Annotated in this window: 20 protein-coding genes; 5 read left to right on the forward strand and 15 right to left on the reverse strand. The window is 56.0% G+C overall.

The window, feature by feature from the left end:
* Nucleotides 1-42 precede the first annotated feature (42 nt).
* Together mfd and ldtC are read left to right on the forward strand one after the other, a co-directional pair.
* On the forward strand, nucleotides 43-3,489 hold the full coding sequence (gene mfd, locus OQV00_RS16435; protein WP_004860551.1) for a transcription-repair coupling factor: 3,447 nt from the start codon (nucleotides 43-45) through the stop codon (nucleotides 3,487-3,489).
* Between the two features lie 169 nt (nucleotides 3,490-3,658).
* The gene (gene ldtC, locus OQV00_RS16440) at nucleotides 3,659-4,621 is read left to right on the forward strand and encodes a L,D-transpeptidase LdtC (protein WP_064357790.1); all 963 of its coding nucleotides are present in this window, start codon (nucleotides 3,659-3,661) and stop codon (nucleotides 4,619-4,621) included.
* 213 nt (nucleotides 4,622-4,834) lie between these two features.
* Here the strand turns inward: ldtC and bhsA are convergent, their stop codons facing one another.
* Complete coding sequence (gene bhsA / locus OQV00_RS16445) at nucleotides 4,835-5,092, reverse strand: multiple stress resistance protein BhsA (RefSeq protein ID WP_004860548.1); 258 nt, start codon at nucleotides 5,090-5,092, stop codon at nucleotides 4,835-4,837.
* 248 nt (nucleotides 5,093-5,340) lie between these two features.
* Here bhsA and OQV00_RS16450 point away from each other — a divergent pair, with 248 nt between their 5' ends.
* Both OQV00_RS16450 and OQV00_RS16455 read left to right on the forward strand, forming a co-directional pair.
* On the forward strand, nucleotides 5,341-5,976 hold the full coding sequence (locus OQV00_RS16450) for a TetR/AcrR family transcriptional regulator (protein WP_015584639.1): 636 nt from the start codon (nucleotides 5,341-5,343) through the stop codon (nucleotides 5,974-5,976).
* 244 nt (nucleotides 5,977-6,220) lie between these two features.
* Nucleotides 6,221-8,407, forward strand: a complete 2,187-nt coding sequence (locus tag OQV00_RS16455) for a TonB-dependent siderophore receptor (protein WP_004860545.1) — start codon at nucleotides 6,221-6,223, stop codon at nucleotides 8,405-8,407.
* 55 nt (nucleotides 8,408-8,462) lie between these two features.
* Here OQV00_RS16455 and OQV00_RS16460 read toward each other — a convergent pair whose 3' ends face one another.
* From OQV00_RS16460 to hinT, 8 genes are all read right to left on the reverse strand, one after another.
* Nucleotides 8,463-9,002, reverse strand: coding sequence for a glycine zipper 2TM domain-containing protein (locus tag OQV00_RS16460; RefSeq protein ID WP_004860542.1), 540 nt, complete (start codon nucleotides 9,000-9,002; stop codon nucleotides 8,463-8,465).
* Nucleotides 9,003-9,256: 254 nt separating this feature from the next.
* Nucleotides 9,257-10,561, reverse strand: coding sequence for an NAD(P)/FAD-dependent oxidoreductase (locus OQV00_RS16465; RefSeq protein WP_004860540.1), 1,305 nt, complete (start codon nucleotides 10,559-10,561; stop codon nucleotides 9,257-9,259).
* Between the two features lie 240 nt (nucleotides 10,562-10,801).
* Nucleotides 10,802-11,344 carry an alpha/beta hydrolase YcfP gene (ycfP, locus tag OQV00_RS16470; protein WP_004860539.1) on the reverse strand — a complete coding sequence of 181 codons (543 nt, stop codon included), beginning with the start codon at nucleotides 11,342-11,344 and terminating at the stop codon, nucleotides 10,802-10,804.
* Between the two features lie 26 nt (nucleotides 11,345-11,370).
* Nucleotides 11,371-12,393, reverse strand: coding sequence for a beta-N-acetylhexosaminidase (gene nagZ, locus OQV00_RS16475; RefSeq protein ID WP_015584641.1), 1,023 nt, complete (start codon nucleotides 12,391-12,393; stop codon nucleotides 11,371-11,373).
* Nucleotides 12,394-12,413: 20 nt separating this feature from the next.
* Entirely contained in the window at nucleotides 12,414-13,232 is an 819-nt protein-coding gene (gene thiK, locus OQV00_RS16480; protein ID WP_015584642.1) for a thiamine kinase, read from the reverse strand.
* Nucleotides 13,213-13,848, reverse strand: coding sequence for a penicillin-binding protein activator LpoB (lpoB, locus tag OQV00_RS16485; RefSeq protein WP_160873623.1), 636 nt, complete (start codon nucleotides 13,846-13,848; stop codon nucleotides 13,213-13,215). Before lpoB ends, thiK begins: the two co-directional genes overlap by 20 nt.
* A gap of 21 nt (nucleotides 13,849-13,869) precedes the next feature.
* Nucleotides 13,870-14,244, reverse strand: a complete 375-nt coding sequence (locus OQV00_RS16490; protein ID WP_015584643.1) for a YcfL family putative periplasmic lipoprotein — start codon at nucleotides 14,242-14,244, stop codon at nucleotides 13,870-13,872.
* Between the two features lie 3 nt (nucleotides 14,245-14,247).
* Complete coding sequence (hinT, locus tag OQV00_RS16495) at nucleotides 14,248-14,604, reverse strand: purine nucleoside phosphoramidase (protein WP_004860530.1); 357 nt, start codon at nucleotides 14,602-14,604, stop codon at nucleotides 14,248-14,250.
* Nucleotides 14,605-14,963: 359 nt separating this feature from the next.
* On the opposite strand from hinT, the gene fhuE reads away from it, so the two are divergent.
* Entirely contained in the window at nucleotides 14,964-17,159 is a 2,196-nt protein-coding gene (gene fhuE, locus OQV00_RS16500) for a ferric-rhodotorulic acid/ferric-coprogen receptor FhuE (RefSeq protein ID WP_015584644.1), read from the forward strand.
* A 174-nt stretch (nucleotides 17,160-17,333) separates the two neighbouring features.
* On the opposite strand, the gene ptsG is transcribed toward fhuE, so the two are convergent.
* The 6 genes from ptsG to pabC all read right to left on the reverse strand — a co-directional run bounded on the left by ptsG (nucleotide 17,334) and on the right by pabC (nucleotide 23,333).
* Complete coding sequence (gene ptsG, locus OQV00_RS16505) at nucleotides 17,334-18,767, reverse strand: PTS glucose transporter subunit IIBC (protein ID WP_004860526.1); 1,434 nt, start codon at nucleotides 18,765-18,767, stop codon at nucleotides 17,334-17,336.
* Nucleotides 18,768-19,070: 303 nt separating this feature from the next.
* Nucleotides 19,071-19,856, reverse strand: coding sequence for a metal-dependent hydrolase (locus tag OQV00_RS16510; RefSeq protein WP_004860525.1), 786 nt, complete (start codon nucleotides 19,854-19,856; stop codon nucleotides 19,071-19,073).
* A gap of 10 nt (nucleotides 19,857-19,866) precedes the next feature.
* The gene (gene holB, locus OQV00_RS16515; RefSeq protein ID WP_266279051.1) at nucleotides 19,867-20,871 is read right to left on the reverse strand and encodes a DNA polymerase III subunit delta'; all 1,005 of its coding nucleotides are present in this window, start codon (nucleotides 20,869-20,871) and stop codon (nucleotides 19,867-19,869) included.
* Complete coding sequence (tmk, locus tag OQV00_RS16520; protein ID WP_004860521.1) at nucleotides 20,868-21,509, reverse strand: dTMP kinase; 642 nt, start codon at nucleotides 21,507-21,509, stop codon at nucleotides 20,868-20,870. Before tmk ends, holB begins: the two co-directional genes overlap by 4 nt.
* On the reverse strand, nucleotides 21,499-22,521 hold the full coding sequence (gene yceG, locus OQV00_RS16525; RefSeq protein ID WP_266279053.1) for a cell division protein YceG: 1,023 nt from the start codon (nucleotides 22,519-22,521) through the stop codon (nucleotides 21,499-21,501). The genes tmk and yceG overlap by 11 nt, the downstream gene beginning before the upstream one ends.
* Before the next feature lie 2 nt (nucleotides 22,522-22,523).
* The gene (gene pabC, locus OQV00_RS16530) at nucleotides 22,524-23,333 is read right to left on the reverse strand and encodes an aminodeoxychorismate lyase (protein ID WP_004860517.1); all 810 of its coding nucleotides are present in this window, start codon (nucleotides 23,331-23,333) and stop codon (nucleotides 22,524-22,526) included.
* Between the last annotated feature and the right edge of the window lie 43 nt (nucleotides 23,334-23,376).

The raw sequence follows: 23,376 nt of genomic DNA on the forward strand, positions 1-23,376 counted from the left end.
TACACATATCGAGCGAATCAAGAAGGGATCCTGATAACAGCTATGCCTCAACAATACCGATACACACTGCCGGTCAAGCCCGGCGAACAGCGGCACCTCGGTGAATTAACCGGCGCGGCTTGTGCCACGTTGGTTGCGGAAATGGCCGAGCGCCACGGTGGGCCGGTTATACTCGTCGCCCCCGATATGCAAAATGCCCTGCGCCTGAACGATGAAGTTCGCCAGTTTACCGACAGCATGGTGACGGGCCTGGCAGACTGGGAAACGCTACCTTACGATAGCTTCTCGCCGCATCAGGACATTATCTCTTCCCGCCTCGCCACTCTCTATCAATTACCCACCATGCAGCGCGGCGTGCTGATCGTGCCGGTCAGCACACTCATGCAGCGCGTCTGTCCGCATAATTTCCTCCACGGACACGCGCTGGTGATGAAAAAAGGCCAGCGTCTGTCGCGTGACGCCCTGCGCACTCAGCTGGACAGCGCCGGCTATCGCCATGTGGATCAGGTAATGGAACACGGGGAGTACGCCACCCGCGGCGCCCTGCTTGACCTGTTCCCGATGGGTAGCGAGCAACCCTACCGCCTCGACTTCTTCGATGATGAAATCGACAGCCTGCGCCTGTTCGACGTCGACAGCCAGCGTACGCTGGAAGAGGTGGCCGCCATTAATCTGCTGCCCGCACATGAGTTCCCGACCGATCAGGCGGCGATTGAGCTGTTCCGTAGCCAGTGGCGCGACCGTTTTGAGGTCAAGCGGGACGCCGAACATATCTATCAGCAGGTCAGCAAAGGGACCTTACCGACCGGGATTGAATACTGGCAGCCGCTGTTTTTCAGTGAGCCGCTGCCGCCGCTGTTCAGCTACTTCCCGGCAAACGCCCTGATCGTCAATACCGGCGATCTGGAAGCCAGCGCCGGGCGTTTTCAGAACGAAACCCGCGCCCGTTTCGAAAGCCGCGGCGTCGACCCGATGCGTCCGCTGCTGCCGCCGGAACAGCTCTGGCTGCGGATCGACGAACTGTTCAGCGAGCTGAAAAAATGGCCGCGTATTCAGTTAAAAACGGAGCGTCTGGCCGAGAAAGCCGCCAATATTAACCTCGGCTATCAAACGCTGCCGGACCTTTCGGTGCAGGCACAGAACAAAGCGCCGCTGGACAATCTGCGTCGTTTCCTCGAAACCTTTAACGGCCCGGTTATTTTCTCGGTTGAGAGCGAAGGTCGCCGGGAGGCGCTGGGCGAAGTGCTGGCGCGCATCAAAATTGCGCCGAAACATATTCTGCGGCTGGAAGAAGCCACCGGCAACGGCCGCTATTTAATGATTGGCGCCGCCGAACACGGGTTTATCGATAGCCCGCGTAATCTGGCACTGATTTGCGAAAGCGACCTGCTGGGCGAGCGCGTGGCGCGTCGTCGCCAGGATTCACGCCGCACCATTAACCCCGACACCTTAATCCGTAACCTGGCGGAACTGCATATCGGCCAGCCGGTGGTGCACCTGGAGCATGGCGTTGGTCGTTATGCCGGTATGACCACGCTGGAAGCTGGCGGCATCAAAGGGGAATACCTGATGCTGACCTACGCCAACGATGCCAAACTGTATGTGCCGGTGTCATCATTGCATCTGATTAGCCGCTACGCCGGCGGGGCAGAAGAGAGCGCCCCGCTGCATAAACTCGGTGGCGATGCCTGGGCGCGCGCGCGGCAGAAAGCGGCGGAAAAAGTGCGCGACGTGGCGGCGGAACTGCTCGATATTTACGCCCAGCGCGCGGCGAAATCGGGCTTTGCCTTTAAGCACGATCGCGAACAGTACCAGCTATTCTGCGACGGTTTCCCGTTTGAGACCACGCCGGATCAGGCGCAGGCAATTAACGCCGTTCTCAGCGACATGTGTCAACCGCTGGCCATGGACCGCCTGGTCTGTGGCGACGTCGGCTTCGGTAAAACCGAAGTAGCGATGCGTGCCGCGTTCCTGGCAGTGGAGAACCACAAGCAGGTCGCGGTCCTGGTGCCAACCACCCTGCTCGCGCAGCAGCACTTCGATAATTTCTGCGACCGCTTTGCCAACTGGCCGGTACGCATTGAAATGCTGTCACGCTTTCGCAGCGCGAAAGAGCAGGCGCAGATTCTTGAACAGGCCGCCGAGGGTAAAATCGATATTCTTATCGGCACGCATAAGCTGCTGCAAAGCGAAGTCAAACTGCGCGACCTTGGGCTGCTGATCGTCGATGAAGAGCATCGCTTCGGGGTTCGCCACAAAGAGCGAATCAAGGCGATGCGTGCCGACGTCGATATTCTGACGCTGACCGCCACGCCGATCCCACGAACGCTGAACATGGCGATGAGCGGAATGCGGGATCTGTCCATTATTGCCACGCCGCCCGCCCGCCGTCTGGCGGTGAAAACCTTCGTCCGGGAGTATGACTCGCTGGTGGTTCGCGAGGCGATTCTGCGTGAAGTGCTGCGCGGCGGCCAGGTCTACTACCTCTATAACGACGTGGAGAATATCCAGAAAGCGGCGGATCGACTCGCGGAGCTGGTGCCGGAGGCACGTATTGCCATCGGTCACGGGCAGATGCGCGAGCGCGAGCTGGAACGGGTGATGAATGATTTCCACCACCAGCGCTTTAACGTGCTGGTCTGTACCACCATCATTGAGACCGGGATCGATATCCCGACCGCCAATACCATTATCATCGAGCGCGCGGACCATTTCGGTCTGGCTCAGCTGCACCAGCTGCGCGGACGCGTTGGCCGCTCGCATCATCAGGCCTATGCCTGGCTGCTGACGCCGCACCCGAAAGCGATGACCACCGATGCGCAAAAGCGTCTGGAAGCCATCGCCTCGCTGGAGGATCTCGGCGCCGGTTTCGCGCTGGCTACGCATGACCTGGAAATCCGCGGTGCCGGCGAGCTGCTGGGCGAAGATCAGAGCGGGCAGATGACCACCATCGGTTTTTCGCTCTATATGGAGCTTCTGGAGAATGCTGTCGATGCGCTGAAAGCCGGACGCGAACCTTCGCTTGAGGATCTGACCAGCCAGCAGACTGAAGTTGAGCTGCGTATGCCTTCACTGTTGCCGGACGACTTTATTCCTGATGTGAATACCCGACTCTCGTTCTACAAGCGGATTGCCAGCGCCAGGAATGAGCACGACCTGGAAGAGATTAAAGTCGAACTGATTGACCGCTTCGGCCCGCTGCCGGATGCGGCGAGAAACCTGCTGGATATCGCCCGCCTGCGTCAACAGGCGCAGAAGCTGGGTATCCGGAAGCTGGAGGGCAATGAGAAAGGCGGCGTGATTGAGTTCAATGAAAAGAACAACGTCAACCCGGTATGGCTGATTGGCCTGCTGCAAAAACAGCCACAGCACTTCCGCCTGGATGGTCCGACGCGACTGAAGTTCATGCAGGATCTTGGCGAGCGTAAAACGCGGATGGAGTGGGTTCGCCAGTTTATGCGTCAGTTAGAAGAGAACGCGACCGCATAATCGCAGCGCGGAGACGGTGCCCGTCGCCGTCTTCCGCGCCTGTTTTTCTTCCGTCGCGGTCACACCCGGTAAACTTTACAAACATTTTGCAATTCACCAGGGTTTCCCCACAGATGCCCGCGCGATAATCCCCGTCTGTTTCCTCATAAAAAATAACCACTTATTTATTATGACTACTCTCATATCGCGTTTCTCACTGTGGCTGATAATGGTGGCCGTTGCTGGCGTCCTGGCCCTTCCTGCCCGCGCCAATACCTGGCCCTTACCGCCGTCAGGCAGCCGCCTCGTCGGGCAAAATCAGTTTCACGTCGTCCAGAATAACGGCGGTTCGCTGGAAGCTATCGCCAAAAAATACAACGTGGGCTTTCTGGCATTACTTCAGGCTAATCCCGGCGTCGACCCTTACGTTCCGCGTGCCGGCAGCGTGCTGACCATTCCGCTCCAGACTCTACTGCCGGAAGCGCCGCGCGAAGGGCTGGTGATTAATCTCGCCGAGCTTCGCCTCTACTATTACCCGCCGGGGAAAAACGAGGTCACCGTCTACCCTATCGGTATCGGCCAGTTGGGAGGCGATACCCTGACCCCTACGATGATCACCACCGTCTCCGACAAGCGCGCAAATCCAACCTGGACGCCGACGGCGAATATTCGCGCACGGTATAAGGCGATGGGGATAGAACTCCCGGGCGTGGTACCTGCCGGGCCGGATAACCCGATGGGCCACCATGCTATCCGCCTTGCGGCCTACGGCGGCGTCTATCTGCTGCATGGCACGAATGCCGATTTTGGCATCGGAATGCGCGTCAGCTCCGGCTGTATCCGCCTGCGCGATGACGACATCAAAACCCTGTTTAAGCACGTCACCCCAGGGACAAAAGTCAATATTATCAACACGCCAGTGAAAGTCTCCGTGGAGCCTGACGGTAGACGTCTGGTGGAAATCCATCAGCCGCTGTCCAAACACTTAAATGACGATCCGCAGACGCTGCCGATAGTCCTGAATAGTGAGATGACGGCGTTTAAGCAGGCCGCGCAGACCGACCAGACGGTGATGGATCGTGCGATGACGCTGCGTTCAGGTATGCCAATTGACGTTACCCGCTACCATACTGCTGGCGAGCAGTCATTGTAAGTGCGTAGACTGAAATAAAAAAACCGCCCCTGGGGGCGGTTTTTTTATGGGATAACAAAGGGGTAAAACGATAGTGCGACGCTTCGCGGTTTCATAAAGGGGTGAAAACCGCGTCACGTAAGTGGCATAACAGGGAACAACTTACTGCTCGCGGCCTGATAAAGGGGTCAGGGGTCGCGTTTTGTCAGTGGCATGACAGGGGTAAAACGAAACTTATTTGTAGATAACCGCAGTGCCATGCAGGGTGTTTGGACCCGTGACTGAGGTGATACGGAAAGAGGTTGCGCCCATTTCTTCCGCTTTCTGCGCCAGCTGGTCTTCCAGCGAGCCCAGGTTTGTCCCGGCGGAGGCAGAAACAGTACCTATTTTGTGTTGGCCGGCAGGTGTGGATTGCACCTCAACAGCCGCGAAGCTGGCGAAAGAAAGAGAGCTTAGCACGGCGGCCAGCGTCAGCGTTTTGATGTTTTTCATGATTATTATACCTATGCAGATGATTTTTTTAGTAGGGTCGCAAGAATTAACTAACGATCGATAGGTAAATAATAATGTGACCTATATCACACGTCAATGAATTTTTATAACGATCGTTTATTTATTTATAAACAACTTAAAATTCATACATATATGAATTATTTATTTTTGCGGGTTCAGCGCTGGAAGGTTGTAACGTTTGTTTTTATAATGCCCCTTCAACAAACCAACATAGGTACAGCGGCATCATGACAACTGACGTTCAAAGTTGCACAAAAAAAAGCCGTGGCCGACCTAAAGTGTTCGACAAGGAAGCGGCGCTGGATAAGGCTATGGCACTTTTCTGGCAGCACGGCTACGAGGCAACTTCTCTTGCCGATCTGGTGGAGGCGACCGGGGCAAAAGCACCGACGCTGTACGCTGAGTTCGTCAACAAGGAAGGGTTATTTCGCGCGGTTCTGGATCGCTATATTTCACGTTTTGCCGCCAGACATGAAGCGCTGTTGTTTGCCGAAGAAAAATCAGTCGATCAGGCGCTGCGGGACTATTTCACCGCCATTGCCACCTGCTTTACCAGCAAAGACACGCCGGCAGGCTGCTTTATGATCAATACTTCCGCGGCGCTGGCGGCATCATCTACCGCGATCGCCAATACCATTAAGTCGCGGCACGCGATGCAGGAACAAACGCTGACCCAGTTCCTCCAGCAGCGTCAGCTGCGCGGCGAGCTGCCGGAAAACGGCGATGTGCGACAGCTGGCGCAGTTCTTAAACTGCGTGTTGCAAGGGATGTCCATCAGCGCACGCGAAGGGGCTGATTTCACCAGACTGATGCAAATCGCCGATACCACTCTGCGGCTGTGGCCGCAAATCCTCCAGCACTAATCTGCGCTTCCCCGGTGACGATCGCCACCGGGTTTTCACCCTTCTTTCCTGATTAACCCCAATTTTACTCATGTTTTCACGCTGTTAGGTGTCAATTTTGTTGTAAATGATATTGATAACAATAATCACTACGTGCAAAATCCGCTCTTAAGTTTTTCTGCTTATTTCCATCTGTAACATCCGATGCGCCCGCATCGAACACTAAAAACAATATGAATGCCGTTAACTCATAAAAGGAATGCGTATGAACAAGCGTCTCTGGGTGCTTAACCCACTGCTGCTGGCCACCGCCCTGCCCGCCTTTGTCGCGCAGGCGGATGAAGAAAACATTATCGTTAGCGCCAACCGAACTCACCGCACCGTCGCCGAAATGGCGCAAACCACGTGGGTTATCGAAGGTCAGGAGATAGAACAACAGGTTCAGGGTGGAAAGGAGTTCAAAGACGTCCTGGCCCAGTTGATTCCCGGCATTGATGTCAGCAGCCAGGGACGAACCAACTACGGAATGAACATGCGTGGGCGGGCCATCGTGGTGCTGATCGACGGCGTTCGCCTCAACTCTTCCCGTACCGACAGCCGTCAGCTCGACGCCATCGACCCGTTCAACATTGAGCATATTGAAGTCATCTCCGGCGCCACTTCGCTGTATGGCGGCGGCAGTACCGGCGGCCTGATCAATATCGTGACCAAAAAAGGGCAGCAGGAACGCCAGGTGGATCTGGAATTAGGTGGCAAAAGCGGGTTTGCCAACAGCAACGATCACGACGAACGCGTAGCGGCGGCGGTCAGCGGCGGCACCGACCATGCCTCCGGCCGGTTATCGGTGGCTTATCAGCGTTTTGGCGGCTGGTATGATGGCAATAACGATGCGCTGGTCCTCGATAATACGCAGACCGGCCTGCAGCACTCGGATCGTCTGGATGTCATGGGCACCGGCACCATCAACATTGACGATAACCGTCAGCTGCAGCTGGTAACGCAATACTATAAAAGCCAGGGCGATGATTACGGCCTGTATCTCGGCAAAAACATGTCGGCCGTCACCGGCGAGGGTAAAGCCTATACCACCGACGGACTCAATTCCGACCGCGTTCCTGGCACCGAACGGCATCTGATTAGCCTGCAATACTCCGATGCCGATTTCTATGGCCAGAATCTGGTCAGCCAGATCTATTATCGCGACGAGTCGCTGACCTTTTACCCCTTCCCGACGCTCACCAAAGGTCAGGTCAGCAGCTTCTCCTCATCTAAACAGGATACCGATCAGTACGGTGCGAAGATTACCCTCAACAGCCAACCGCTTGACGGCTGGGATCTGACCTGGGGGCTGGATGCCGATCATGAGACCTTTAATGCCAACCAGATGTTCTTCGATCTGAACACCTCGATGGCATCAGGCGGCCTGCACAACGAGTCTATCTATACAACAGGACGTTATCCGGGCTATAGCATTACAAACCTGGCGCCGTTCCTGCAGAGTAGTTATGACCTGAATGATATTTTCACCCTGAGCGGCGGCGTGCGCTATCAGTGGACGGAAAACCGGGTTGATGATTTTGTCGGCTACGCCCAGCAGCAGGATGTCGCCAGCGGCAAGGTGAACTCGGCCGATGCCATCCCGGGTGGTAAAACGGATTATGATAACTTCCTGTTTAACGCCGGTATTGTCGCCCACCTCACCGACCGCCAGCAGACCTGGTTTAACTTCTCGCAGGGCGTCGAGCTGCCGGACCCGGGTAAATACTATGGTATCGGCAAATACGGCGCGGCGGTCAACGGCAACTATCCCCTGCTGTCGAGTGTCAACGTGGGTGATTCGCCGCTGCAGGGGATCAAAGTCAACTCCTACGAACTGGGCTGGCGTTACACCGGCGATAATCTGCGTACCCAGCTGGCGGCATACTACTCCACCTCGGACAAAACCATTGTTGTTAACCGTACCGATATGACGATCGACGTACAATCCGACAAGCGGCGTATTTACGGTGTGGAAGGGGCCGTCGATTACTTCTTCCCGGATAGCGACTGGAGCACAGGTGCAAACTTCAACGTGTTGAAATCCCAGGTGAAGAGTGACGGTAGCTGGCAGAAATGGGATGTGACTCTCGCTTCGCCTTCCAAAGCCACCGCCTGGGTCGGCTGGGCGCCGGATCCGTGGTCGCTGCGCGTGCAGACTCAGCAGGTATTCGACCTGAGCGATGCCAGCGGTAATAAGCTCGACGGCTACAATACCGTAGACTTTATCGGCAGCTATGCGCTCCCGGTTGGCAAACTGACCTTCAGCATCGAGAACCTGCTGAACGAAGACTATGTCACCATCTGGGGACAGCGCGCCCCGCTGCTCTACAGCCCGACCTACGGCAGCAGTTCACTGTATGAATACAAAGGTCGCGGGCGTACCTTTGGCCTGAACTACGCCGTCAGCTTCTGATAAAAAAAGCCCCTCAGCCTGAGTGCAGGAGGGGCAAATAACAGTCACGTCTTTTTTACGCTTTGTTGTTAAGGACCAGCTGGCCGTTACTGTCCAGCGGAATCTGCGTACCGGGATCGTGTTCCATGCGGATTTTTCCCTGCTGATCGCCGATTTTGTAGGTCACATCGTAGCCCAGCATTTTGTCCGACTTGTCGTACACCGTTTTACAGCGCTGCTGGGTGGTGGTGTAGGTATCCCCTTCCTGCATCGAGCCCTGAATCTGGTTACCGGCATAACCGCCGCCCAACGCGCCCACTACGGTCGCCACGCTGCGACCACGACCGCCGCCAAACTGATGACCGATGACCCCGCCGGCAACGGCGCCAAGAACGGAGCCGGCGATGCGGTTTTCATCCTGCACCGGACGACGATGGGTCACGGTGACGTTACGGCATTCCTGACGCGGAGTTTTTACGGTCTCTTTTATCGGTGTACTGGACACCACTTGCGCATATTGCGGGCCACGATCTAAGACGTTAAGACCAGCGACAGCTGCAACACCCAGCGCGGCAGCCACGCCAATCCCTATACCCGCCAACATTGATTTATTCACGGGGTATCCTCCCTTGTTGCTGATAGAAACAATTCTGCTATCGACCCGGGAACCTTGCAAATGAGAAAGCGGATGAAAAATGCGAGGAAAAGCGGAAAACGGAGTGGATTCAGAGGAATCTGAGATGTTATGCGCTCAATGACAGACAGAAATTCTGTCGTTGAGCCGGCAAGGAGATTACCGGCTCAACGTTAGCCTTGTCACAATCCCGAACGCGCCTGGCGGCACAATCCGGGAATGAGGCAAACAGATAATCAGTGCAGCTTCAGACGGGGACGAATGATGCGGTTGATGCGACCTACCAGCATCATCAGGCCGGTCTTGCAGTAGCCGTGCAGCGCGATCTGGTGCATACGGTACAGAGAGATATAGACGAAGCGCGCAATACGTCCTTCAACCATCATTGAACCGCGCATCAGGTTGCCCATCAGGCTCCCGACGGTCGAGTAGTTGGAGAGCGAAACCAGCGAACCGTGATCTTTGTAGACGTAGGACTTCAGCGGTTTGTCTTTCATCTGCGCCAGAATATTATTCAGCGCGCAGGTCGCCATCTGGTGAGCCGCCTGGGCGCGCGGCGGCACAAATCCGCCTTCCGGACGCGCGCAGGATGCGCAGTCGCCGATCGCATAAATATCCGGGTCAAGCGTCGTTTGCAGCGTTGGCTGAACCACCAGCTGGTTAATGCGGTTGGTTTCCAGACCGCCGATCTCTTTCATAAAGTCCGGCGCTTTGATCCCCGCCGCCCAGACCATCAGGTCGGCATTAATGAACTCGCCGTCTTTGGTGTGCAGACCGTTGGCATCGGCGCTGGTCACCATGGTTTTCGTCAGGACGCGCACGCCAAGCTTTGTCAGTTCATTGTGAGCGGCGCCGGAAATACGCGGCGGCAGCGCAGGAAGAATACGCTCACCCGCTTCAACCAGGGTCACGTTCAATGCCTCGTTAGTCAGCCCTTTATAACCGTAGCTGTGCAGCTGCTTCACCGCGTTGTGCAGTTCAGCCGAGAGCTCAACGCCGGTTGCCCCGCCGCCCACGATCGCGATATTGACTTTGCCGTTGGCGCCGAGGTTAGCCGAGTATTTCAGGAACAGGTTCAGCATTTCCTGATGGAAACGACGCGCCTGGTGCGGGTTATCAAGGAAAATACAGTTCTCTTTGACGCCCGGAGTATTAAAATCGTTAGAGGTACTGCCCAGCGCCATCACCAGCGTGTCGTACGGCAGTTTGCGCTCGGCAACCAGCAGCTCGCCCTTCTCGTCACGCAGCTCGGACAGCGTAATGGTTTTCGCTTCACGGTTAATATCCGCCACTGAACCCAGCTGGAACTGGAAACCGTGGTTGCGGGCGTGGGCCAGATAGCTCAGCGCATCGACACCTTCATCGAGCGAACCGGTCGCCACTTCATGCAGCAACGGCTTCCACAGATGGCTATGATTACGGTCCACCAGCGTGATTTTCGCTTTTTTGTTACGCCCCAGCTTTCTCCCCAGCTGAGTCGCCAGTTCCAGTCCACCGGCACCGCCACCTACGATTACGATTTTTTTCAATGGTGTAGTCACGAGACCCCCTAAAAATATTAACCAATTGTTAATTAAAAGTTATATAAATAGCTCTTATTTAACAACAAGTTACAGCAGTGAAACCATCCAGCGAAATTGAGAATACCATGAACGGGTCATTGGTCATACCAAAATTGATATGCATCAAGTTTTACCGCCTGTTTTTTAACCATGCCATCACCGGCGACATAAAAAAAGCCCGCCGTATTCACATACGACGGGCCGGAGGCCGGGAGCAGATCAGCCTAGCGTCTTAAAGGCTTTTATCCGCTGCAGATGGGGTGAGATGTTTTTGAATTTGTGGGTCTGCTCATGATCCCAGATGATTTCATAGTAGTGATGCAGCAGGTCGGCGGAACGCTGGCTGTCCAGCGCTTCGTCCTGGCGGGAGAGTATCACCAGACAACGATCGCGGTTTTTCTCGCGGAAATTGTTGACGCACTTGGTCCCGATATCAGCATACTCTTCAGGCCTGTCGATCTTCCCTTCCATGTTTTCCGCAGGAAACAGATTGGGGTTAAAAATAGCCTGACGCACATCGCAAAGGAAACCGATCCGTTCCGCCCAATAGCCGCCCAGACCGACGCCGCAAATCAGCGGCCGATCGTCAGTATTAAGCTGCAGCATTTTATCGACTTCTTTTAACAAGTGCTGCATATCATGTTTTGGGTGCCGCGTGCTGTAGCTTATCAGACGCACATCGGGATCGATAAACTGCAGCTGCAGCACTTTCTCATGGTTTCCGGGACTGTTTGAGTCAAAACCGTGTAAATAGATAATCATCGCATCCTCACCAGACTTCAGGTCAATTACGCAGACTTCGCCTCTTGCCAACGCGCGTGGAGCTGCTCCAGCTGCGCATTAACCGTCTTCCAACGGGCAGAATCCCTTAACTCCTGACGGGTAAATGAACCTTTATGATACAATTTCGTAACACGCTCTGCTTTGATCGGCGACAGGTTATCCAGCACGCTGACCGCACCCTTACGATTATTGCAGACCAGGATCATATCGCAACCTGCATCCAGCGATGCCTGCCCGCGTTCGGCATAGCTGCCCATGATCGCCGCCCCTTCCATCGACAGATCGTCAGAGAAGATCACCCCATCGAAACCCAGTTCACCGCGCAACACCGTCTTGAGCCAGTGCGCTGAACCGCTGGCCGGGCGCGGATCCACATCGCTGTAGATAACGTGGGCAGGCATAATGGCGTCGAGACGATTTTCCGCCACCAGGGTGCGGAAAACCGCCATATCCCGGGCCCGAATCTCGGCTTCAGCACGCGGATCTCGCGGCGTCTCTTTATGCGAATCCGCGGTCACTGCGCCGTGTCCCGGGAAGTGTTTCCCGGTGGTTTTCATTCCCGCCTCGTGCATTCCGTCGATAAAGCGGCGGGCGATAGCCAGCGCTTTATCCGGATCGTCATGATAAGCGCGTTCACCGATCGCGGCACTGATGTGGCCGACATCGAGAACCGGCGCAAAGCTGATATCGATATCCATCGCGATCATCTCGCTGGCCATCAGCCAACCGGCCTGAGCCGCCAGCGCGCCGCCCTCTTCCATCCCCAGTAGCGCCGCAAAAGATTGCGCGGCCGGCAGTCGGGTAAACCCCTCGCGAAAGCGCTGAACGCGACCGCCTTCCTGATCGACGGCCACCACCAGATGATTGCGCGAAGCCTCGCGGATCTGGCGCACCAGCTCCCGCAGTTGGGCCGGATCGTGATAGTTGCGGGTGAATAAAATCAGCCCGCCCACCAGCGGATGAGCGAGAATCTCACGCTCTTCCGCATCCAGTTCAAACCCTTCGACATCCAACATTACCGGACCCACACTGACCTCTCTTATCCTTTTCATTCTTTGCCTAACTGACACCATGTTTCATCTGCCAGCGTGATAAATTGCCGGTCGCCGGTCTGCTGCCAGCGGCGTTCATACCAGCCCGCCATCAGCAATATGACCCATGGACGCCAGCGTTGTACCTGTCGCCACAGCAGCCGCTCATCAATATGTGCCAGCCGGGCATATGCGGTGACCAGCTGGCGATGCGCCGTCGGCGCAATCCACACCGCGGCCAGCTCCAGCGCAATGTCGCCATCGCCCGCATATTCCCAGTCGATCAACCGCGGCCCCGCTTTCGTATGGACAATATTGCCGGCGTGCACATCCATATGTAGCGGCGCCAGCCGCAGAGGGCGAGGCTCGCCGCGCTGCAACAAACGTTTATGCCAACGCAACCACAGCGGCGTGCGCCGCGCAGGATCGCAGGCCAGCCAGTAGCGTTCAAGCAGCGGTGCCAGCGCCACACGCCAGCCCAGACGCGGCTGCCGGTGCAGATGATACAATAACCCTGCCAGCCGCGGGCACTCCGGAAGCGTGCTTTTCATCTCGCCGTCGCAATATTCCACCGCCAACCATCCCGGCGAATAGAAAAGCGGCGCGGGGACGACGGTCTTCGGCAGGCGAGACAGGGTGCGGTACTGGCGGAGGAATTCACGGGCGGGAGCGTCGGGGTCGTGCGGCTGGCGCAGGACCAGCCGCCGGACGCCGTCGCTGATAATACAGCTGCCGCCGCTCAGGCCATTCTGGCCCAGGCCGGCGACAGGTGAATAGCGGGGAAAAAAGCGCGACAACACCTCATCGCGCGTCAGTTTACTGTTGCTGAACGGCACCTTTACCTGACCAAATAATCTCGCCGGTCTGAACCAGCATCAGCTGCATTTTCAGCTCAGGTGAATTGACGTTGCCGGTCGCGTTTGAGTACAGCACGTACTGAGCTCCCACGGTACGGGCAATCCCCATCGCTTTGCTGCGGCTGCCGAGACTATCCTGAGGGGATAAACCCAGCTGCTGTTTTGCCACGCCCAGCTGCTGGGCAGACACCAGCGTAAATTTGCCATTGCCGCTCAGGGCATTGCGCAACGCTGTCGTCGCCTCTCCGGCGTTTAGCGTGCCGTTGGTGCGGTTATTCACGCTGTCGACCAGCAGAATACTTCCCGCATTGACGCCGCCTGCCTGCAGCATTTGCCCCACCATCGGTTGTACCGCCGCATTCCAGTCATAATGACGCACGCGCGGCGCTGGCTGTGCCGGCTGCTGCTCGTGTTCAATCGGCCCGGGCTGCCCCGGAATAGTCGGAACCGTAGGTACGGTTGGTACCGTCGGCTGCGGCTGGGCGGGCTGCGTTGGCTTCGGCTGCGCCTCCTCAACGGGAGCGGGCTCCTGACGTTGCCCCACGCACCCAGCAAGGAATATCGCCAGTGCCGTGATTAACGCGTAGCGACACATTTTAATCATTACAATTACCCCTTACAGATAAAGATACAGGCGGGCCTTATGCGCCCCCAAAATATTCGCGCTACCGTACAAGGTGACAGAAGAGTGCGCAGGCACCGTGATACTCCGGGCCGGCTCCAGCGGATGCATTTCCAGTCCTCTGGCGTCATACCAGAAGAAGCGGTAATGCACGGTGATCGGTTCCTGTCGTTCATTAAACAGTCTGGAAGTGGCGGTTGCCTGAATCTCTGAGGCCGTGACCTCTGGCGCATCGGCGCTGATGCCCGCCGCCAGCACGTTGGATTCCATCACCAGAGTCTGCTGTTCACCCACGGGGATTTCCGCATGGGAACCGCACCCGACCAGGAGCACAGCCGCCAGAAGCGGGCCGAAATGAGCTGCGCGCATCGATTAACCTTTGTGAGCCAGCATCGGACCTAGCGGGCGACCGCCCAGCAGGTGCATGTGGATATGGTAGACTTCCTGGCCGCCGTGGCGGTTGCAATTGACAATCAGACGATAGCCATCGTCAGCAAGACCCTCATCACGCGCAATTTTTGCCGCCACGGTCATCATGCGCCCCAGCGTCAGTTCATGTTCAGCGGTCACATCGTTGACGGTAGGAATCAGGATATTGGGGACAATCAGAATGTGGGTCGGCGCCTGCGGGGAAATATCGCGAAAAGCGGTCACCAGTTCATCCTGATAAACCATATCCGACGGGATCTCCCGGCGAATGATTTTGCTAAAAATCGTTTCTTCTGCCATGACTGATTCCTTATTAATTTTTATACCGTGCTCTGGCCTGCCTCTGCAGATAAACGCGGATGCACAGGATTCGCCTAAGAGTATGAGCGAGTTACTCCTCCTCTTTCAACCTGAATGCGCTTTTTCTTATCCCGCGGCGCTGTTAGCTGCTGATGGATTAATCATATCTCCGGTGAATGCGTTTAACCGAAGCGCTAATTGCCGTTTCTGATAACACTTCTTACTTCTGTTTACACATTAAATACTAATGCGTATATTTCTCATTTGTATTCACTATTGGATGCGGTGCGCTTCCAGACACGATATGACCGTGGCCGTAGAGTCCCGGCACATAACAATAACTATTTGATTAAGGGTTTATGATGCTTCTCACGATTAATTCCCGGGATCGGCGTATCGCGCCGTCCCTGCTGGCCGTTGGTATTGCGCTGGCGCTTCATCCCGGCCTCAGCATTGCCGCCGCCGATACCGACGATACCATCATTGTAGAAGGTACAACGGAAATCAGGCCTGATGCCCAGCAGCAGGATTACAGCGTTAAAACCACCACCACTGGCACTAAACTGCTATTAGTACAACGGGATATCCCACAATCCGTCAGTGTCATCAGCCAGCAGCGCATGCAGGACCAGGAACTCAACACTATCGAACAGGTTCTGGATAATACGACCGGCGTGAGCGCATCCCGCGTTGACACCCATCGTACTAACTTTTATTCCCGCGGCTTCTTCGTCAGCAACTTTGCGTATGAAGATATGCCAACGTTCCTCGATAACCGATGGAACTTCGGCGATACCGCTGGCGATACGGCAATTTATGACAAAATCGAAGTAGTACGCGGCGCGGCGGGGTTAATGAGCGGCACGGGCAACCCTTCAGCCTATGTCAACATGGTACGTAAGCATGCCGACAGTAAAGAATTTAAAGGCTCGGTTTCTGCCACCTATGGCAGCTGGAACAATCAACGTTATGTATTGGATCTCCAGGCTCCGTTAACCGAGTCGGGCAACGTCCGGGGACGGGTCATCACCGGCTACCAGGATAAGGATTCGTGGGTTGAACGTAACCACTATCGTAAAAAATTCATCTACGGCGTCGTGGATGCGGACGTCACGGATTCCACCACTCTTTCGTTGGGCTATGACTATCAGGAGAGTGAGGAAGACAGCCCGACCTGGGGCGGTTTCCCGTCAATGTTCAGCGATGGCAGCAAGACCCATTTCCGTCGAGGCTTTAACACCGCGGCCGACTGGACCTACTCTAACGTCGATTCAACCAAAATCTTCGCCAACCTCACACAGCGCTTTGATAACGGCTGGGAAGCCAAAATCAATACCATGCACGCGGAAACCAACTTTGACAGCAAGTTAATGTATATCGACGGTTATCCCGATAAAGCAACGGGACTGTATGACGCATCCAAATGGTATGGCGCCTGGGGCGGCTGGAACAAGGGTCAACGTAAACAGGACTCAGTGGACGCATTCGTACGCGGCGGGTACAACCTGCTGGGCCGCCAGCATGAAGTCATGTTCGGCGGCAGCTATAGCCGCCAGCGCAATAACTATGACAACGCCTATCCGGTTAACGATAACTATGGCCTGATGGACGTTGGCAGTATTTACGACTATAACGGTAAGCTGTCCGACCCGGCATGGTCCAATTTTGCGCTCTATCAGCGCGACGTGATCCGGCAGAAATCCCTGTATGCCGCGTCGCGCATCTCCCTTGCGGATCCGCTGCACCTGATCCTTGGCGCCCGCTATACAGAGTGGAGCGCTAAATATAACCTCGAGCGCCAGCCGGATGAAATCCGTCACGCAAAATTCGACGACGTGACCCCGTATGCCGGCCTGATTTATGACATCGACGATACCTGGTCCGTTTACGCCAGCTATACCTCTATCTTCCAGCCGACCGGCCAGCGCGATATCAATAGTGTGTTCCTCGATCCGACGACCGGTAAGAGCTATGAAACAGGCGTGAAAGGTGACTGGTTCGACACTCGTCTGACAGCAACGGTATCCCTCTTCCGTATTGAACAGGACAACGTCGCCGTGAATACCGGGACAACAATTCCAGGTTCTGGCGGCCAGACGGCATATAAATCTGTCGATGGCACCGTCAGCAAAGGGATTGAATTTGAGCTGAACGGTGCGCTGACCGATAACTGGCAATTAACCTTTGGCGGCAGTCGCTACGTTGCAGAAGATGAAGACGGAAATGCGGTTAACCCAAGCCAGCCGCGTACCTCACTGAAGTTGTTCACCCGTTACCAGTTGCCAGTGTTGCCGGCATTGACCATCGGCGGCGGCGCGCGCTGGCAGAATAAAACCTGGCAAGAGCTTGATAATGGCCCGAACAACGTCAGCACGATTACCCAAAGCGGTTACACGATTATCGATCTGTTCACCCGCTACCAGGTGAGTAAAAACTTTGCCGTGCAGGGCAATGTCAACAACCTGTTCGACAAAGAGTACTACGACTATCTGGGTAGCTACGGCGTGTATGGTGCGCCACGCAACTTCTCAGTTAATGCCAGCTACAGCTTCTGATCTATCGATTTAAGCTGTTCTCTACCAGTCAGTCCCCGCTCGTGAATAATATGGCGGGGGCTGTTTCATCCCCGATATCATCCATCTCGTCTCTTATTCACCTGTTCATCCGCGGCCCAAGGCAGCAATAAAAAAGGCAGCCAGTTGGCTGCCTTAGTCTCCCCACATCACGACTTAGTTGCTGCGGATGTATTCATCCATTTCAGTTTTCAGGTTATCGGATTTGGTCCCGAAGATTGCCTGAACACCTGAACCTGCAACAACCACACCAGCAGCGCCCAGTTTTTTCAGGCCAGCCTGATCAACTTTCGCTACGTCGGCCACGCTGACGCGCAGACGGGTGATGCATGCATCAAGGTTAGTGATGTTGTCTTTACCGCCGAACGCTGCAATCAGTGCCGGAGCCATTTCGCTGGTCGCACCGGCTTTGCTGTCTTCAGTGGTATCTTCACGACCCGGAGTTTTCAGGTCCAGTGCTTTAATCAGCACGCGGAAGATAACGTAGTAGACGATGGCATAGCAGATACCGACGATCGGGAACAGCCACAGCTTGCTGCTGTTACCAGACAGGACGATGAAGTCGATCAGACCGTGAGAGAACGACGTACCATCACGCATACCCAGCAGGATACAGATCGGGAAGGCCAGACCGGCAAGAATTGCGTGGATAACGTACAGAATCGGCGCAACGAACATGAAGGAGAACTCGATCGGCTCGGTGATACCGGTCAGGAACGAGGTCAACGCTGCGGAGATCATGATACCGCCCACTTTCGCGCGGTTTTCCGGCTTAGCGGAGTGCCAAATCGCGATAGCAGCAGCCGGCAGGCCGTACATTTTGAACAGGAAGCCACCGGACAGTTTACCCGCAGTCGGGTCGCCTGCCATATAACGAGGGATATCGCCGTGGAAGACCTGACCTGCCGCGTTGGTGTATTCACCAATCTGCATCTGGAAAGGAACGTTCCAGATGTGGTGCAGACCAAACGGTACCAGGCAGCGTTCGATGAAGCCGTAGATACCGAACGCCACAACCGGGTTCTGGTATGCCGCCCACTGAGAGAAGGTCTGGATAGCAGTACCGATCGGTGGCCAGATGAAGGACAGGATCACGCCGGTGAAAATAGCGGCGAGACCGGAGATAATCGGAACAAAACGCTTGCCCGCAAAGAAGCCCAGATATTCAGGCAGCTTGATACGGTAGAAGCGGTTGAACATGTACGCTGCAATAGCACCAGAGATAATACCGCCGAGTACGCCGGTATCAGCCAGGTGTTTGGCCGCAATTTCTTCAGCAGGTAAATGCAGAACCAGCGGCGCAACGACCGCCATGGTTTTCACCATGATGCCGTAAGCAACAACGGAAGCCAGCGCAGATACGCCGTCGTTATTGGTGAAGCCAAGCGCCACACCGATAGCGAAGATCAATGGCATATTGGCAAAGACTGAACCGCCTGCTTCTGCCATAACGTGGGAAACAACGGCTGGCAGCCAGCTGAAGTTTGCGGAACCGACGCCCAGCAGGATACCTGCGATAGGCAGCACGGAGACCGGCAGCATCAGCGATTTACCGACCTTCTGCAGGTTAGCAAATGCATTCTTAAACATAATTGAGAGTGCTCCTGAGTATTTGGTGCTTTTTACGTTTTCACGCATTGGCACGGGGGGAGAACCGTGCCGTGGACAGGACATCTAAGCGCCCTTTATTTATTACACAGAGTAAAATAATTGACGGAATCATTGTTTGACGGCTATCACGTTTCAATCAGTCAGCGTTGAAAAATTTACACCAACTTACATAAGCCGTGTCTGGATGTTGCAAAAAACCCTTCACCGCCCATTTTGTGGCGGTGAACTTTACTCGCTTTACCTATTAATTACGAGCCTTAAAATAATAGAAAGATCGGCAGGTTACAGTCTGGCGGGGTCAATGTGGAACAGGCTGGCGAAATTTTGCGTGGTCTGTTGCGCCAGTTGCTCAAGCGAAACCCCCTTCAGTACCGCCATGTATTCCGCAACATCGCGTACCATTGCCGGCTGGTTCTCTTTGCCGCGATGCGGGACCGGCGCCAGATACGGCGAGTCGGTTTCCACCAGCAGACGGTCGAGCGGAACATAGCGCGCGGCATCGCGCAGCTGTTCGGCATTACGGAAGGTGACGATCCCGGAAAACGAGATATAGAAACCCATATCCAGCAGTTTACCTGCCGTCTCCCTGTCCTCAGTGAAACAGTGTAGTACGCCACCGCAATCCGTCACTTTTTCTTCCTGTAAAATCGCCAGCGTGTCGGCGCGCGCGTCGCGGGTATGCACGATAACCGGCTTGTTTAACTCGCGGCCAATGCGGATATGATCGCGAAAGGAAGCCTGCTGGCGGGGTTTGGTTTCCGGCGTGTAAAAATAGTCCAGCCCGGTCTCCCCCATTGCGACAACCCCCTCTTCCGCCGCCAGCTTGCGCAGCTCGTCAACATCGTACTCTTCATCCTGATTGAGCGGATGGACGCCGCAGGAGAAAACCACATTGTCGCGCGGGCCGACCAACTCACGCATTCCGCGGTATCCCGGCAGCGTCGTGGCCACCGCGAGGAAAAACTTCACGTCACGGGCAGCGGCTTTTGCCAGCACATCGTCCACGTCTTTGTGCAGCGTTTGATAATCCAGGCCATCCAGATGGCAGTGGGAGTCGACTAAAAACATAATGTCTCGCTCAGAGGTGGGATACGGGAAGTACCGTCCCAGGTTGCAGGTAATGTTCCCAGCGCAGAAGGCGCTCGGTTAGCAGCAGTTCGCGGTTGACGCCAACCACGTTCAACAGCTGGTCCCGGCAGGCGCTGACGTCGCGTGCGATCGCCTGCAAGCGGGCGGCAGGCAGCGCCTGCGCCAGCTGATTGACCAGCGTCCAGGCATCAGGGTTACTCACCAGGGCGATTCCCTGCTGCCGTTTTTGTGCATCCAGCAGCAGCGACGCCAGCCAGTGCAAACGAACTGCGGCCTGTTCGTGATTCAGAATCGGCAGCAGCGCCAGCCAGTCGCCGCTGCTTAACACGCTCGCCAGCGTCTGGACCAGCTGCTGCCGGGAAGCCCAGTGACTTTCCTGCAGCAGATCCAGCGCCGCCGCAGGCGCATTCGCGCTCAGGCGTAGCGCGGAGAGCAGCGCCTCCTGAGGCAGTGCCACCTCGCGTTCCAGCCACGCCAGCCCGTAGGACTCTGACGGTGGCGCAAGGTGATGGAGACGACAGCGGCTGCGCAGCGTGGCCAGCAACCGCGCGGGTTCCTGACAGGCGAGGAAAAACCAGGTGTTTTTCGGCGGTTCTTCCAGCGTTTTTAACAGGGCATTTGCCGCGGCATCCGTTAACAAGGCAGCATCGCCTATCCATACCACTTTGGCGCCGCCAAGCCGGGAACGCTCATACAGCTTTTCGTTAACGTCACGCACCGCGTCAATACCGAGGGCGCTTTTGCCTTTTTCCGGCGCCAGGGTGTAGTAATCGGGGTGCGTGCCAGCCTGCATCAGTTGGCAGCTATGGCACTGCCCGCAGCTTTTATTTCCTTCCGGCTGGCGGCACATGAGATAGCGGCACAGCGCATAGATCAGCGCCTCGCCCCCCATGCCAGGCAATGCCTGAAGCAGTAACGCATGGTGACCCCGTCCAGCCTGATAGCCGGCGACTAATTGTTCAAATGACGGGCGTAACCACGGGTACCATTTCATGCGCTTTGCTCCGCGACCCACCGACTGATAACCGCCCTGATATCGCTTGCGACGGCGTCCAACGATTGCGTCGCATCGATGGTGTGAATAGTAGGATCCTGCGCCGCCAGCTCAAGGTAGCGCGCCCGGGTACGATTGAAGAAATCCAGCGACTCTTGTTCAATGCGATCGAGTTCGCCGCGCGCGCGCGCGCGCTTCAGACCCACCTCCGGTGTCACATCCAGATACAGCGTCAGGTGCGGGCGAAAATCGCCCAGTACCGCATCACGCAGCGTCGCCAGCATCGTCTGGTCGATACCGCGACCGCCGCCCTGATAGGCCTGGGTCGACAGATCGTGACGATCGCCGATGACCCATTGGCCGCGAGCCAGAGCGGGTTTGATCACCGTCTCGACCAGCTGAACACGGGCGGCGTAAAACATCAGCACTTCGGCTTTGTCATTAATCACTTCATCGCCGGTGGATTGAATATCCAGCACCAGGCTGCGCAGCTTCTCGGCCAGAATAGTGCCGCCCGGCTCACGGGTAAACACCAGATCGCTGATACCCGACTCCTGCAGCGCCTCCACCACCAGATTGCGCGCGGTGGTCTTCCCTGCGCCTTCCAGGCCTTCGATAACGATATAGTTACTGCGCATTTTTTTCCTTAAGTACTTTCAGATAATCCTGTACCGAGCGGTTGTGGCTGGCCAGATTGGTATTAAACGTATGCCCACCTTTACCATCGGCAACAAAATAGAGATAAGGCGTTTTCGCCGGGTGCGCCGCGGCATTCAGAGAGGCTTCTCCCGGTACGGCGATAGGCCCCGGCGGCAAACCGACGATCGCGTAGGTATTGTAGGCCGTCGGCGTCTCCAGATCTTTGCGAGTCAGCTTGCCAGTATAACTCTCCCCCATACCGTAGATCACGGTCGGGTCGGTTTGCAGACGCATGCCAATCCGCAGACGATTGATAAATACCGACGCCACGCGGTCGCGTTCTGCGGCAACCGCCGTCTCTTTTTCAATAATGGACGCCATGGTCAGCAGCTGGTTCTGATCTTTGTACGGCAGATTATCCATCCGCCCTTCCCAGGCTTTTTCGACCTGCGCGACCATCTTCTGATGCGCGCGCTTGAGGATCGCCACATCGCTGGTATGGGCGGTATACATCCAGGTATCCGGCCAGAACCAGCCTTCAACCCAGTCCGCATGCTCGAGGTTAAGCGCCTGGGCGACGGTTTCGTAGCGATCGTCCGCCAGCGTATGTTTGATGTACGGCGCATCGCGCAGCTGACGCAGGTAGTCGCTCACCCGCATCCCTTCCACAAACCGCAGCGGGAACTGGGCCTCTTTGCCGCTGCCCAGCAGTTGCAGCATTTCACGCACCGTCATGTTCGGCGTGAAGCGGTAGGTACCGGCTTTAAAGTGGGATAATTCAGGCTCAAGACGTAGCAGCCACTGGAATACGCGCGGCCGGTTAATGACCTTATCGCCGTACAGCTGTTCCCCCAGCGCCATGCGCCCGGTACCGGCCTCTAAGGTGAAGATCGTCTCTTCTTTAATCAGCAGCTTGCTCTGGGCAAGCTGACGAACTTTCCAGATGCCCGCGCCTGCAGCAATGCCCAGCACGACCAATAACAGCAGGATAAAACGTAACATTTTCTTCATGACTAACCAGACAGCTCACACAGTGGGGCTAAAAAATGATAAAGCTCTCGCGAGGACCAGCATGTCTCGTCCCAGCGGCGAACCGGTACCAGCGGCATCAGCGCATTGCATATCAGCACTTCATCGGCATCACGCAAGGCATCTGCGCCCGCAGTGACTTCGACAACGCGAAACGGCGATTGTGCCAGCTGCGCGATGCAATGCTGACGCATAATGCCATTGACTCCGGCATGATCGAGACGTGGCGTAAACACATCCATCCCCTTGCGCCAGAACAGATTTGCGGCACAGCATTCCGTAAGCCACCCGTCGCTGTCAAGAACCAGCGCCTCATCGGCGTCCGTCTGCTCAAGATGAGACCGGATCAACACCTGCTCCAGTCGGTTCAGATGCTTCAGCCCGGCCAGCAATGGATTACGCCCCAGGCGAACCGGGCTTAGCGTCAGCGCAACGCCGGTTTCTTGCCAGCGCGCATAATGGGCGGGATAAGCTGAAACGCTGAGGATACGTGTGGGACTCTGACAGCTCGCGCCGCTGTAGCCGCGACCGCCCGCCCCCCGGGTCAGTATCACTTTCAGCACGCCGCTTTGCTGTTCAAGCGCCAGGCGCTGCATTTCAGCTTCCAGCTGCTGCCATTGCGCGTAGGGAATCATGAGCGCTGCGCAGGCCAGCTGCAAACGTCGGAGATGGGCCGGCAACATCTGCACTTGATGTCCCACGATACGTGCGGTGGTAAAGCACCCGTCGCCGAACTGGATTGCCCGGTCACTGGCGGCGAGGGTGTCCCGTTCAATGCCATTAATCAAGAACATAGCGGCTCCTTATCGGTGGCCTGTCAGTGTCTCAGGATGAATT

Source organism: Klebsiella sp. DY2415 (genome assembly GCF_026314315.1).
GTDB classification, from domain to species: domain Bacteria; phylum Pseudomonadota; class Gammaproteobacteria; order Enterobacterales; family Enterobacteriaceae; genus Klebsiella; species Klebsiella ornithinolytica.